This is a genomic window from Mycobacterium sp. NGS57, from assembly GCF_059812405.1.
On sequence record NZ_JCALCP010000014.1, the window covers coordinates 1 to 12,986 of the forward strand.

A 12,986-nucleotide genomic window follows, 5' to 3' on the forward strand; every position below is an offset into this window, starting at 1 on the left:
GCTAGAGCAGTTCCGCCATGCGCTACGCGACATCGTGGAAAGCCAGCCTTTTAGCGACGACGCGCCGGTCGGCGCCGTCTTGGCAAACACCGCCGAAGTGTTGGCAACCCCGCAAAAGACGCTGGCGGAGTTACTCGGAGTGTCCGTGCGCCAGCTACAGCGCTGGCTCGCCGACGAGGGGAGTGGTCCTACTGCCGACGACGCCGCACGCATCCGCATGGTCGGCCAGGTCGTAAACCAGTTGCGTCACACGTTTACCGGCCCCGGAGTAGTCGCGTGGTTCTATCGGAAGCACCCGACGCTTGGCCGGCGGCCGATTGATCTACTCGATGACCCGCTGCGCTATCCGCGGGTCCTTGCGTCAGCGACCGAGGCCCGCGCAATGACCGCATGAAGTTCACGGTGTTTCGGCACGCGTCGTACGACACCCCGTGGTGGGCGTTTCCGAGCCCGAGCGACGGCCGTTTCCACCGCGCCGGCCTGGATACCGTGCAATACCTCTGCCTTCATCCGTTGGGCCCGGCTGCCGAAATGCTTCGCCACCATGTTGGTCCGACGGGAAATCCGGACGACCTACTTGTGAACTTGTGGACGGCGATTGTCGAGGTCGACCCTACCCGGATCGATTTCGATGACTGCGCCACCTACGGGCTCACGCCCGACGAGCTCGTCGGCGACGACTACGCCCCGACGCAAGCGTTGGCCGATACCCTGCAAAGCGCGGGTGCGAACGCGATTGTCGTGCCCTCGGCCGCGCTTCCAGGAACTCACAACCTGATTCTCTTCGGTGTCCGTCTGCTGAACGCATTCCTGAGCGTTCCCCTTGCGCCGGAAGAGATTCCGACCGGCCATCTGACAGACGGAGCCCGCCCCGCGGCCGAAGTGGCGGCGCACGTCCGCTGGCGTGGCGCCCCGCACCGCGCGGTCGACCAGTGGAAGGCCACAAGCCGATACGACCTGTTCGACGATCCGCCCGCGACGCGCTAGTGACGCCCCGTCACTGCCGAGCTGGGGGCGCCCCCGCGAAGCTGGGGGAAAGCAGAATCGCACTCAACCGCTAGGGTTGGTGCGATTCTGCGTCTTCTCGCCGGTAGACCCGTTATACGTCGTAGTAGAGCGCGAATTCGTAGGGGTGCGGCCGGATCTGGACCGGCAGGATCTCGTTCTCGCGCTTGAAGCTGATCCACGTCTCGATCAGGTCCGGCGTGAAAACGCCGCCCTCCGTGAGGTATTCGTGGTCGGCCTCGAGCCGGTCGATCACCGCGGACAGCTGGGTGGGCGCCTGCGGGATGTTCGCGGCCTCCTCGGGCGGCAGCTCGTAGAGGTCCTTGTCGACCGGCGACTGCGGCTCGATCTTGTTCTTGATGCCGTCCAGGCCGGCCATCAGCATCGCCGAGAACGCCAGGTACGGGTTGCCCGACGAGTCGGGGCAACGGAACTCGAGCCGCTTGGCCTTCGGGTTGCTGCCCGTGATGGGGATACGGACGCAGGCGCTGCGGTTGCGCTGGCTGTAGACCAGGTTGATCGGAGCCTCGAAGCCGGGGACCAGGCGCTTGTAGGAGTTCACCGTCGGGTTGGTGAACGCCAGCAGCGACGGCGCGTGGTGCAGCAGGCCGCCGATGTAGTGGCGCGCGGTGTCCGACAGGCCGGCGTAGCCGGTCTCGTCGTACATCAGCGGGCCGCCGTCCTTCCACAGCGACTGGTGGGTGTGCATCCCGGAGCCGTTGTCGCCGAACAGCGGCTTGGGCATGAAGGTGACGGTCTTGCCCGCCTGCCACGCGGTGTTCTTGACGATGTACTTGTAGAGCTGCATGTCGTCGGCGGCGTGCAGCAGCGTGTTGAACTTGTAGTTGATCTCGGCCTGCCCGCCGGTGCCCACCTCGTGGTGGCCCTTCTCCAGGCTGAAGCCCGACGCGATCAGGTTGGACAGCATCTTGTCGCGCAGGTCGACGTAGTGGTCGACGGGCGCCACCGGGAAGTAGCCGCCCTTGGGACGGACCTTGTAACCGCGGTTGGGGCTGCCGTCGCTCTCGTTCGGCTCGCCGGTGTTCCACCAGCCGGAGATCGCGTCGACCTCGTAGAACGAGCCGTTGGTGCGCGAGTCGAAGCTCACCGAGTCGAAGATGTAGAACTCGGCCTCGGCGCCGAAGTATGCGGTGTCGGCGACGCCGGTGCTGATGAGGTAGTTCTCCGCCTTGCGGGCGATGTTGCGCGGGTCGCGCGAGTACGGCTCGAGGGTAAAGGGGTCGTGCACGAAGAAGTTCATGTTCAGCGTCTTGGCTTCGCGGAACAGGTCGATGCGCGCGGTGTCGGGGTCGGGCAGCAGGAGCATGTCGGACTCGTGAATGGACTGGAACCCGCGAATCGACGAGCCGTCGAAGGCCAGACCGTCCTCAAAGATGCTCTCGTCGAAGAACGAGATCGGAATCGTGAAGTGCTGCATGATGCCCGGCAAGTCACAGAACCGGACGTCGACAAATTCGACGTTCTCGTCCTTGGCGAGTTTGAAGACGTCGTCGGGCGTCATTTCCGTCACAGATTGCTCCTTTACTTGTGATCCGCGGCCTGACGCTAGGGAGCAGATGTTGCCCGTTAGTCAACCCTATGTTGCGCAGAGGTTACGTGACCAGGCTCCGCGCATCGGATGCCGGGCGGCTGGCGGGTTCTATTGTGAGGCCATGGACCGCAGAATCGTATCTGGTCCGCTGCACGGACGCACTGTTTGGGAACGCGGCCTGTGACGGGGGATTTGCCGGCATCACGCCCGACCTATCCCGGGGAGGGCCTCGGCCTGCCGGAGAGCGGGCCGGGATCGCTGGCGCCGATGGGCCGCCGGCTGGCCGCGCTGGTGATCGACTGGCTGATCTCCTACGGGCTGGCGGCGCTGGCGATGGCGTTCGGCGCCTTCTCCGAACGGACGTTGGCGACCGCGGTGCTGGTGGTCTGGTTGCTGCTCGGCGTGGTGGCGGTGCGGCTGTTCAGCTTCACCCCCGGGCAGTTGGCGCTGGGTCTGCAGGTGGCGTCGGTGAACGGCCGCGTGCCCGTCGGGCTGGGCCGGTTGGCCGCGCGCGGGCTGCTCGTCGCGGCGGTGGTGCCGGCGTTGTTCACCGACGCCGACGGCCGCGGGATGCAGGATCAAGTGAGCGGCACCGCGGTGGTGCGCCGCTGAGCTACTTGCGGCGCACCGTGCGCTGCACGCCGCGCATCTTGCCCGCGTTCGGCAGCGGCCCCTTGGGCATGACGGCGGCGCCGGCCCGCGAGCCCAGCGCGGCCAGCCGGGACTCCAGCGAGTCCATCTGCTTGACGGTGATGTTGTTCGGCAGCCGGGTGAGGTGGCGCTCCAGCTTGCCCAGGGCGACCTCGTCGTCGCCGTTGCCGACCACGATGTCGTAGATCGGTACCTCGCCCACCAGGCGAGCGGTGCGCTTCTTCTCCTGGGCCAGCAGCGGTTTGACCCGCGCGGCCGATCCCTCGCCGACCAGGATGACGCCGGGCCGGCCGAGCACCCGGTGCACGGCGTCGAGGTGGCCGGTCGCGGCGACGCCGGGGGTCACCCGCCACTTGCCGCGCAGGTTGTCCAGCACCCACGCCGCGGCGCCGGCCTGACCTTCGGCTTTGCGGTAGATCGACCGCTGGGCGCGGCGGCCGAAGATGATGAACATGACCAGCCCGCCCAGCACCACGCCGAGCGGGATGAACGTGATCATGGTCAGCCCGCCGGCCCACAGGCCGACGGCCACCGCGATGCCGACGATCAGCACGAAGGCGCCGATCATGTACGGCAGCAGGCGCTTATCTTCTTTGCGCTGCATGTTGAACGCCTGCCACAGCTGGGTGCGGCGCTCCCGCGCGGCGGCCTTCCGGGCGGCGGCGGCCTGCGCCCTGGCGGCCTTGTTCTCAGCGGCGGTACGGGGTTTAGCCATAGCTACCAAGGATACGGACGCACGGGATTCGCCTGCATCGCCTATGGTGCCGAGGCGCGGGCGCGGGCGGCTTGCTCGTAGAGCCGCCCGGCCCGGTAGGACGACCGCACCAGCGGCCCGGCCAGCACCCCGGAAAAGCCCAGCCCCTCGGCGTGCTCGGCGAACGCGACGAACTCGTCGGGCGTCACCCAGCGCTCGACGGGGTGGTGGCGCGGCGACGGGCGCAGGTATTGGGTGATGGTCACGATGTCGCAGCCGGCGTCGCGCAGGTCGGCCAGTGTGCCGTGCACCTCGTCGCCGGTTTCGCCCATCCCGAGGATGAGGTTGCTCTTGGTGACCAGGCCGGCCTCGCGGGCCGCGGTGAGCACCTCCAGGCTGCGCCGGTAGCCGAAGGCGGGCCGGATCCGTTTGAAGATGCGCGGCACCGTTTCGACGTTGTGCGCCAACACTTCCGGGCGCGACTCGAAGACCTCCGCGAGCCGCGCGGGAACGCCGTTGAAATCGGGGATCAGCAGTTCGACGCCGGTCGACGGGTTGAGCTCCTTGATGGCGCGCACGGTCTCGGCGTACAACCAGGCCCCGCCGTCGGGCAGGTCGTCGCGCGCCACGCCGGTGACCGTGGCGTAGCGCAGCCCCATCGTGCGCACGCTGTCGGCGACGCGCCGGGGCTCGTCGCGGTCGAGCGCGGCCGGCTTGCCGGTGTCGATCTGGCAGAAGTCGCAGCGCCGCGTGCACTGGTCGCCGCCGATCAAAAACGTGGCCTCACGGTCCTCCCAGCATTCGAAGATGTTGGGGCAGCCGGCCTCCTCGCAGACCGTGTGCAGGCCCTCGCGGCGGACCAGGGCCTTGAGCTCGGTGTACTCCGGTCCCATGCGGGCTTTGACCTTGATCCACGGCGGTTTGCGCTCGATCGGGGTCTGGGCGTTGCGCGCCTCCAGGCGCAGGAGTTTGCGTCCTTCCGGGGCGGCAGTCACGGCGTTGATGCTACGCGGGCGACACCGTCGAGCGCGTCGCAGAGGGCGGCGGCGACCGCCGCGCGGACCTCGTCGACGGCCACGGTGCGCCCCAGTTCGGCCGACAGCGACGTCACCCCGGCGTCGCTGATGCCGCACGGCACGATCGCGGTGAACGCGCTCAGGTCGCAGTCGCAGTTAAGCGCGAAGCCGTGCATGGTCGTCGTGCGCGACACCCGCACACCGATGGCGGCGACCTTGCGCGCCGGCCGGCCGGCGCCGCCCGGCACCCAGACGCCCGACCGGCCGTCCACCCGCACGGTGTTCAGCCCCAGGCCGGCGCACACGTTCATGAGCGAATCCTCAAGGCGCCGAATGTATTTGACGACGTCGAGCGGCTCGGCCAGCCGGATGACGGGGTAGCCGACCAGCTGGCCGGGTCCGTGCCAGGTGATCTTGCCGCCGCGGTCGGTATCGACAACGGGGGCGCCGTCGGCCGGGCGTTCGTGGGCTTCGGTGCGGCGCCCGGCGGTGTAGACCGGCGGGTGCTCGAGCAACAGCAGCGTGTCGGGGCCACCGGCCACCCGGGCGTCGACCAGGTCACGCTGCAGTTGCCAGGCGGTGCCGTAGTCGATGGTTCCGAGCTGGCGGACGTCGATCGCGTCCGCGCTCGCCCGCATCGAATCGCTCACCCCGCCGACGCTACCCGGCGGGGCCGCGGGCGGCTGGGAATGCCGCGGCGTCGAGTGTGCATCCAGGGCTTTCGCTGTGAGCCCAGGGCGGAAAGCCGGCCCGGATCCCGCCGTACACGCACACTCGAAGCCACCAGTTCACACTCGAGCCGGAAGGCCCCGCGATCGCCACTAGTCGTGGTCGCGGCGGGCGGTGGCGTAGGCCAGCGCCTCGCCAATGGTGTTGTGGTGGAACTGGAAACCGGCGCGCTCGAGCGCCGACGGGATGGCGCGCTGGCCGATGAGCAGCCCTTCGTCGGCGAACTCGCCGAGCGCTGCGCGCACCGCGAAACCGGGCAGCATCAATGGCGTCGGGCGGTTGACCGCCCGCCCGAACGCGGTGGTGAACTCGGCGTTGGTCACCGGTGCCGGCCCGGTCATGTTCACCGGCCCCGACAGCGTCGGGTGGGAGATGGCGAACAGCAGCGCGCGCACCTCGTCCTCCAGGGTGATCCACGACATGTATTGCCGGCCGCCGCCCAACCGGGCGCCCAGGCCCGTCGAGAACAGCGGCCGCAGCCGGCGCAGCGCACCACCCGACCGCGACATCACCAACCCGGTGCGGGCCAGCACCACCCGCACGCCGGCGTATTGGGCCGGCAGCGTGGCGGCTTCCCAGTCCTGGCACAGCTGGGCCAGGAAACCGCGTCCGGCCCGGGCGTTTTCGTCGACGACGCGGTCCTGGGTGTTGCCGTAGTAGCCGACCGCGCTGGCGTTGATCAGCGTTTCGACGCCGGCGTCGGCGACGGCGTTGGCCAGCACCTCGGTCGGGGCGATGCGGCTGTCGCGCAGACTCTGCTTGAAGGCCCCCGACCAACGACGCTGCCCGATGTTGACGCCGCACAGGTTCACCACCGCGTCGACGTCGGCGAGCGCGTCGGGATCGAAATCACCGCTTTCGGGATTCCAGTGCAGCTCTTCGGAATTCGTCGGCGTGCGGCGCACGATGCGCAGCACCGGGTGATCGGCCGCGCGCAGTGCGGCGGCAAGCGCCGAGCCGATCAGGCCGGACGAACCCGCTATCGCGATGACGGGTTTGGCCACGATTGGAAAGCCCCCCTCACAGACCCAAGTCGGCCTCGAACGCTCCCTCTTCGAGCCGGTGCTTGATCGTGGTGAGGAAGCGTCCGGCATCGGCCCCGTCGATCAGCCGGTGGTCGTAGGTCAACGGGAGGTAGCACACCGAGCGGACCCCGATCGACTCGTTGCCGTTGTCGTCGACGACCACCCGCGGTCGCTTGACGATCGCGCCGGTCCCCAGCATGGCGGCCTGCGGTGGCACCAGGATGGGAGTGTCGAACAACGCGCCCTGGCTGCCGATGTTGGTGATGGTGAAGGTGCCCCCGGACAACTCGTCGGGCTTGAGCTTGTTCGACCGGGCGCGCCCGGCGATGTCGACGATCGCCCTGGCCAGCCCGGCCAGCGACAGGTCCCCGGCGTTGTGGACGACGGGAGAGAGCAGGCCCTGGTCGGTGTCGACGGCGAAGCCGAGGTGCTCGGCGTCGTAGTAGGTGATCTCCTTGGTTTCCTCGTTGTAGCTGGCGTTGATGTTGGGGTGGATCTTCAGCGCGTCGATCACGGCCCGGGCGATGAACGGCAGGTAGGTCAGGTTCACGCCCTCGCGCTCGGCGAACGCCGACTTGGCCCGCGCCCGCAACCCAACGATCTTGGTCATGTCGACCTCGTGGGTCTGGGTGAGCTGCGCGGTGGCCTGCAGGGATTCCCGGGTCTTGGCCGCGGTGAGCTGACGGATCCGGCTGGCCTTCTGCGTGGTGCCGCGCAGGTGCGCCAGCGCGGGCGCCGGGCCGGACGCGACGGCCGGTGGCGCCTTGGGCGACTCCGCGGCGGGCGCCGCCGCGGGAGCCGGTGCGGCCGGCCGCGGCGGTTGCTGCTTTTTCTGCGCGGCGGCCAGCACGTCCTGCTTGCGGATGCGCCCGCCCACCCCGGTGCCCGTGACTTCTGTGAGGTCGATGTTGTTCTCGCTGGCCAACTTTCGCACCAGCGGGGTCACGTACGGCGCGCCGTCGGTGGCCGGGGCGCCGGTCTCGGGCGCGGGCGGGGCCTGGTCGGGCTCGGCCCTAGGCGCCGGCTGGGAAACCGGCGCGGGCTGGGGTTCCGGCTGGGGCTCGGGCCTGGGCTCCGGCTTGGGTTCGGGTTTCGGCGCGGGCGGGGCGGCCGGGGCCGGGGTGGTCGGGGCGGTCGGGGCGGCGCCCGCGGCGGAGGCCTGCGCGCTCGAACCGATGCGCGCCAGCTCGCCGCCGACCGGCACGGTCGCGTCCTCCTCGGCGGTGATGCTGACCAGGACGCCGGCGACCGGCGACGGGATCTCCGTGTCCACCTTGTCGGTGGACACCTCGACCAGCGGCTCGTCGACCTGGACCGAATCGCCCACCTTCTTCAGCCAGCGGGTCACGGTGCCCTCGGCGACCGACTCGCCGAGCTCGGGCATCAGCACCGGCTTGGCGTCAGAATCTTGACCGGTGGTGCTCGCCGACGCCGGCTGCGCCGCGGGTTCGGGCCGGGCCTCGGCCACCGGCTGCGGCTCCGGTTCCGGTTCCGGTTCCGGCTGACTGGGGGCCGCCGGCTCGCTCGCGGGCGCCTCACCGGCGTCGCCGATGACGGCCAGCTCGCCGCCGACCTCCACGGTGTCGTCCTCCCGGGCGACGATCTTGGTCAGCACGCCGGCCGCCGGCGACGGGATTTCGGTGTCCACCTTGTCGGTGGACACCTCGACGAGTGGCTCGTCGAGTTCGACGGTGTCGCCCTCCTGCTTGAGCCAGCGCGTCACCGTCCCCTCGGTGACGCTCTCACCGAGTGCCGGCATCTGGACGGAGAATGCCATCTCGTTTGACTCCTCGATCGCTCGTGGGTCGGTCTCAACCATCCTGGCACTGCGCCGTCGTCCGCACACAATCAGGGCGGACCGCGCGGTTGCTACGGTGTGGCCACTCAGTCCGAGCGGGGAGGTCCGATGCCGGCACTACCTCAGGTACCCCAGCGCTTCGTCGACAGCGCCGACGGCACGCGCATCGCGGTCTACGAGGAGGGCAACCGCGAGGGCCCGACTGTCGTGCTGATCCACGGTTACCCCGACTCGCACGTGCTGTGGGACGGCGTCGTCCCGCTGCTGACCCACCGATTCCGCGTCATCCGCTACGACAATCGCGGCGTCGGCATGTCCTCGGCGCCCAAGCCGGTCTCCGCCTATGCGATGGCGCGGTTCGCCGACGACTTCGCGGCGGTGATCGGAGAGCTCAGCCCCGGCCGGCCGGTGCACGTCCTGGCCCACGACTGGGGCTCGGTCGGCATGTGGGAGTACCTGACCCGTCCGGGCGCCGGGGACCGGGTCGCCTCGTTCACCTCGGTGTCCGGCCCCAGCCAGGATCAGCTCGTCGACTACATCTTCGGCGGCCTGCGGCGGCCCTGGCGCCCGCGACGGTTCCTGCGCTCGGTCAGCCAGGCGCTGCGGTTCACCTACATGGCGCTGTTCTCGATCCCGCTGCTGGCCCCGCTGTTCATCCGGCTCGCGCTGTCGGCCCCGGCGCTTCGGCGCCGGGCGGTCGACAACATCCCCGACGGCCTGATCCACCACTCCGCCCAGCTGCCCGGCGACGCGGCCCGCTCGATAAAGACCTACCCCGCCAACTACTTTCGCTCGTTCGCGCTCAAGCGCCCGGTCCCCGTCATCGACGTGCCGGTGCAGCTGATCGTCAACACCGAAGACCGCTACGTGCGGCCCTACGGCTACGACGAGGCCGCCCGCTGGGTCCCGCGGCTATGGCGCCGCGACATCAAAGCCGGCCACTTCTCGCCGATGTCGCACCCGCAGGTGATGGCCGCCGCGGTGGATGACTTCGCCGACCTTGCCGACGGCAAACAGCCCGGCCGCGCGATGCTGCGCGCGCAGGTCGGCCGCCCCCGCGGCCACTTCGGCGACACCCTGGTGTCGGTCACCGGCGCGGGCAGCGGCATCGGGCGGGAGACCGCGTACGCGTTCGCCCGCGAGGGCGCGGAGCTGGTGGTCAGCGACATCGACGAGGCCACCGTCAAGGAGACCGCCGCCGAGATCACTGCGCGCGGCGGTGTCGCCCACGCGTACGTGCTCGACGTGTCCGACGCCGGCGCGGTCGAGGCGTTCGCCGAACGGGTCAGCGCCGAACACGGCGTCCCCGACGTCGTCGTCAACAACGCCGGCATCGGCGCGGCGGGCGGCTTCCTGGACACCCCCGCCGAGGAGTTCGACCGCGTGCTCGACGTCAACCTGGGCGGCGTGGTCAACGGCTGCCGGTCCTTCGGCCGGCGTCTGGTCGAGCGCGGCACCGGCGGCTACATCGTCAACGTGGCGTCGGTGGCGGCCTACATCCCGCTGCAGTCGGTGAACGCGTATTGCACCTCGAAGGCCGCGACCTACATGTTCTCCGACTGCCTGCGCGCCGAGCTGGACGCCGCCGGGGTCGGGCTGGCCACCATCTGCCCCGGCATCGTCAACACCAACATCATCAGCACGACCCGCTTCAGCGCGCCCGCGGGCAGGGAGGTCGACGACGTGCGCGGCCAGATCGGCCGGCTGTTCGCGCTGCGCCGCTACGGGCCCGACAAGGTGGCCCGGGCGATCCTGTCGGCGGTCGAAAAGCACAAGGCGATTCGCCCCGTCACGCCGGAAGCGTATGCGGTCTATGGAATTTCCCGCCTGGCGCCGCAGGCGTTACGCAGCACCGCGCGGATCCGGGTGCTCTAGGACGGCTTTGGCGCCGTCGAGTCTGCGCCCAGATCGCGGATTCGGGCGATTGACGCGCTCTGGTTGCAGCCTCGGCGACGCTAAATCCCCGAAGGTGCCGCGCCCCGGCGACGCCCCACCAGCACCGCCCCGCCGATCGCGACGAGCCCGACGACCGCCAGCGGGATGGTCCAGCCTCGCCGGCCGTTGACCGCCGAGTTGCACTGGGCCACGTAGTCGGTGTGCGGCAGGACCTGGTTCAGGATCGGGATGCTGGCGCCGTTCTTGTCGTTGGCGCTGCGCGCGGCGGACATGTCCGCGGCGACGCCGTTGCCGCAGGAGACCGAATTGCCGCTGCCGTCCGACACCGACACCGGCACGAGCAGCCCGATGATGCCGGCGAGCAGGAGCACGGCGCCCACCGCGATGATCAACCGTCGCACAGTCACTTATTGGCCTCCCGTCGAACACGAGTGTTGTACCGCCTTTAGTAGCCGGTGGCAGCGCCCGTTAAACCGCCGACCGGCCGGGCCGCACGCATGGTTTCGGTCCTCCCGGGTACCCGTGGGGTCACTACCGTGGCGAAAGGACCTTCGATGATGGCGACCCGAGAGATGGCCGCGACCCGGGACGTACGGGCAACACGTCAGCAGATCTGGGACGCGATGGCCGACGGATGGACGTATTCGCAATGGGTGGTGGGCAACAGCCGGACACGAGCGGTCGACCCGCACTGGCCGGAGCCTGGTTCCGCGATCAAGCACTCGATCGGGGTGTGGCCGTTGGTGATCAGCGACTCGACGGTGGTCGAAAGTTGCACGCCCGGCGAGGAACTCGTGCTGCACGCGGGCCTCGGGCGCCTCGGGGGCGCCCGAATCACGTTGCGGCTCAGCGACCTCCCGGACGGCGGGTGCCGGATCGAGATGATCGAGGTGCCGGCCTCCGGGCCGATCAAGGTCATCCCCGACCAGCTGGCCCTGGCCGCGGTCTACCCGCGCAACCGCGAGTGCCTGCTGCGGTTGACGGCCCTGGCCGAACGTCTCGAGCCGAGCCAGGTCAAGTAGGACATGCCCGGCGAGACGACCGACGCCGTCGTCATCGGGGCCGGACACCACGGGCTGGTGGCCGCGGCGATGCTGGCCGATGCCGGGTGGGACGTGTTGGTGCTCGAGGCGCAGCCTGAGCCCGGCGGCGCGGTGCGCAGCGCCGAGCTGACCCCCGGCTACATCACCGACCTGTTCAGCTCCTTTTATCCGATGACGGTGGCATCGCCGGCCATGGCGGCGCTGCGCCTCGAAGACCACGGCCTGCGCTGGTCGCACGCGCCGGCGGTGGTCGGCCATCCGCGGGCCGGGACAGACGACGACCCGCCCGTCATCTACCGCGACCCCGCCCGCACCGCAACGGAATTGGCGCGTCGGGAGCCGTCCGACGGCGACAACTGGTGGCGCGTCGTGGAGTTGTGGGAGAAGATCAAATCCCCGCTGCTGGACGCGATGCTGGCGCCGTTTCCGCCGGTGCGCCCGATGCTTCGGTTGCTGCTGAAACTGGGCACGGCCGAGGCCGTGCGGCTCGCGGGTTTACTGGTCCAGCCCGCCAACACCATGGTGGACCGGCTGTTCGACGGGGAGGCGCCGCGAATCCTGTTGCTGGGCAACGCGATGCATGCCGACGCGCCCCCGGACGCGCCGATCAGCGGTGCCATGGGCTTTTTGATGACGATGCTCGCCCAGGACGTCGGCTGGCCGGTTCCCGTCGGGGGTTCGGGCCAGCTGACCGCGGCGCTGGTGAAGCGCGCCCGTTCGGCCGGCGCGCGAATCGAATGCAACCAGAACGTTTCTCGCATCCAGGTGCGCGGTGGCCGGGCGGCCGGGGTGACCACCGCCGGCGGGCGGACGGTCCGGGCGCGCCGGGCCGTCGTGGCCGACGTGACCGCGCCGCGGCTGTTTTGCGACATGCTGCCCGCGGACGCGGTGCCGCCCGGGCTGCGCCGCGAGCTCGAGCACTTCGTCTGGGACCCGCCGGTGGTCAAGGTCAACTATGCGCTTGACGGCCCCATCCCGTGGCGGGCGAAGAGCCTGCGGGACACGGGCACCGTCCACCTGGGGGCCGACGGCGACGGGCTGATCCGCTGGATGGCCGACCTGAACACCCGGGTGGTGCCCGAACATCCGTTCATGCTGCTGGGGCAGACCACCACCGCCGACCCGAGCCGGTCACCGCCGGGCACCGAAAGCGTCTGGGCCTACACGCATTTGCCGCGCAACGTCGCCGATGACGCGTCGGCCGAGCGCCTCGCCGGCTCCGTGGACGACGTCATCGAGCAGCACGCCCCCGGCTTCGGTGCGGCCGTGATCGACCGGTCCGTGCAGCGCCCGTCGGACCTGGAGGCCGCCGACGCCAACCTGCACCTGGGCGCCCTCAACGGCGGCAGCGCGCAGTTGCCGCAGATGGTGATCTTCCGGCCCGCGCCGGGGATGGGCCGCGCCGAAACCCCCATCGAGGGCCTGTATCTGGGCAGCGCGTCGGCGACGCCGGGCGGATCCGTGCACGGGGCCTGCGGGCGCAACGCGGCCAACGCCGCGCTGGCCGCCGCCGGTGTGACCGGCTGGCCGCGCCGCAAGCTGGGCCGCGCGGTGCTCTCGCACCTGACCAAGTAGCC

13 protein-coding genes are annotated in these 12,986 nt (G+C 70.0%); 6 read left to right on the forward strand and 7 right to left on the reverse strand.

What is annotated here, in order from left to right; genetic code table 11:
- Positions 1-394 (forward strand): hypothetical protein (locus AC5Y43_RS22275; protein WP_499976083.1); only part of this gene is annotated, 394 nt, incomplete at its 5' end.
- Complete coding sequence (locus AC5Y43_RS22280) at positions 391-987, forward strand: RES family NAD+ phosphorylase (RefSeq protein ID WP_499976085.1); 597 nt, start codon at positions 391-393, stop codon at positions 985-987. The genes AC5Y43_RS22275 and AC5Y43_RS22280, both read left to right, overlap by 4 nt.
- Before the next feature lie 112 nt (positions 988-1,099).
- Here the strand turns inward: AC5Y43_RS22280 and glnA are convergent, their stop codons facing one another.
- A complete protein-coding gene (gene glnA, locus AC5Y43_RS22285) occupies positions 1,100-2,536 on the reverse strand; it encodes a type I glutamate--ammonia ligase (RefSeq protein ID WP_499976087.1) in 1,437 nt (478 codons plus the stop codon).
- 201 nt (positions 2,537-2,737) lie between these two features.
- On the opposite strand from glnA, the gene AC5Y43_RS22290 reads away from it, so the two are divergent.
- Positions 2,738-3,169 carry an RDD family protein gene (locus tag AC5Y43_RS22290; RefSeq protein ID WP_499976089.1) on the forward strand — a complete coding sequence of 144 codons (432 nt, stop codon included), beginning with the start codon at positions 2,738-2,740 and terminating at the stop codon, positions 3,167-3,169.
- Between the two features lies 1 nt (position 3,170).
- Here the strand turns inward: AC5Y43_RS22290 and AC5Y43_RS22295 are convergent, their stop codons facing one another.
- The 5 genes from AC5Y43_RS22295 to sucB form a co-directional block, all read right to left on the reverse strand.
- Entirely contained in the window at positions 3,171-3,923 is a 753-nt protein-coding gene (locus tag AC5Y43_RS22295; RefSeq protein WP_499976091.1) for a DUF4191 domain-containing protein, read from the reverse strand.
- Between the two features lie 41 nt (positions 3,924-3,964).
- A complete protein-coding gene (lipA, locus tag AC5Y43_RS22300) occupies positions 3,965-4,897 on the reverse strand; it encodes a lipoyl synthase (RefSeq protein WP_499976093.1) in 933 nt (310 codons plus the stop codon).
- Entirely contained in the window at positions 4,894-5,556 is a 663-nt protein-coding gene (gene lipB / locus AC5Y43_RS22305) for a lipoyl(octanoyl) transferase LipB (RefSeq protein WP_499976227.1), read from the reverse strand. The genes lipA and lipB overlap by 4 nt, the downstream gene beginning before the upstream one ends.
- Positions 5,557-5,739: 183 nt before the next feature.
- Complete coding sequence (locus AC5Y43_RS22310; RefSeq protein ID WP_499976095.1) at positions 5,740-6,651, reverse strand: TIGR01777 family oxidoreductase; 912 nt, start codon at positions 6,649-6,651, stop codon at positions 5,740-5,742.
- A 16-nt stretch (positions 6,652-6,667) separates the two neighbouring features.
- Complete coding sequence (gene sucB, locus AC5Y43_RS22315; RefSeq protein ID WP_499976097.1) at positions 6,668-8,449, reverse strand: 2-oxoglutarate dehydrogenase, E2 component, dihydrolipoamide succinyltransferase; 1,782 nt, start codon at positions 8,447-8,449, stop codon at positions 6,668-6,670.
- Positions 8,450-8,578: 129 nt separating this feature from the next.
- On the opposite strand from sucB, the gene AC5Y43_RS22320 reads away from it, so the two are divergent.
- Complete coding sequence (locus tag AC5Y43_RS22320; protein WP_499976099.1) at positions 8,579-10,345, forward strand: SDR family oxidoreductase; 1,767 nt, start codon at positions 8,579-8,581, stop codon at positions 10,343-10,345.
- 80 nt (positions 10,346-10,425) lie between these two features.
- On the opposite strand, the gene AC5Y43_RS22325 is transcribed toward AC5Y43_RS22320, so the two are convergent.
- Complete coding sequence (locus tag AC5Y43_RS22325) at positions 10,426-10,773, reverse strand: aminopeptidase (RefSeq protein WP_499976103.1); 348 nt, start codon at positions 10,771-10,773, stop codon at positions 10,426-10,428.
- Positions 10,774-10,920: 147 nt separating this feature from the next.
- Between AC5Y43_RS22325 and AC5Y43_RS22330 the strand changes: the two genes are divergently transcribed.
- Both AC5Y43_RS22330 and AC5Y43_RS22335 read left to right on the forward strand, forming a co-directional pair.
- Positions 10,921-11,388 (forward strand): SRPBCC family protein, encoded by a 468-nt coding sequence (locus AC5Y43_RS22330; protein ID WP_499976106.1) that lies wholly within the window; start codon positions 10,921-10,923, stop codon positions 11,386-11,388.
- A gap of 3 nt (positions 11,389-11,391) precedes the next feature.
- A complete protein-coding gene (locus AC5Y43_RS22335; RefSeq protein ID WP_499976108.1) occupies positions 11,392-12,984 on the forward strand; it encodes a phytoene desaturase family protein in 1,593 nt (530 codons plus the stop codon).
- The last annotated feature ends 2 nt before the right edge of the window (positions 12,985-12,986 follow it).

Bases quoted from the DNA above. Each gene is read 5' to 3' on its own strand.
- AC5Y43_RS22280 (WP_499976085.1), top strand. From the start codon at position 391: ATGAAGTTCACGGTGTTTCGGCACGCGTCGTACGACACCCCGTGGTGG.
- AC5Y43_RS22295 (WP_499976091.1), bottom strand. From the start codon at position 3,923: ATGGCTAAACCCCGTACCGCCGCTGAGAACAAGGCCGCCAGGGCGCAG.
- lipB (WP_499976227.1), bottom strand. From the start codon at position 5,556: ATGCGGGCGAGCGCGGACGCGATCGACGTCCGCCAGCTCGGAACCATC.
- sucB (WP_499976097.1), bottom strand. From the start codon at position 8,449: ATGGCATTCTCCGTCCAGATGCCGGCACTCGGTGAGAGCGTCACCGAG.
- AC5Y43_RS22320 (WP_499976099.1), top strand. From the start codon at position 8,579: ATGCCGGCACTACCTCAGGTACCCCAGCGCTTCGTCGACAGCGCCGAC.
- AC5Y43_RS22330 (WP_499976106.1), top strand. From the start codon at position 10,921: ATGATGGCGACCCGAGAGATGGCCGCGACCCGGGACGTACGGGCAACA.
- AC5Y43_RS22335 (WP_499976108.1), top strand. From the start codon at position 11,392: ATGCCCGGCGAGACGACCGACGCCGTCGTCATCGGGGCCGGACACCAC.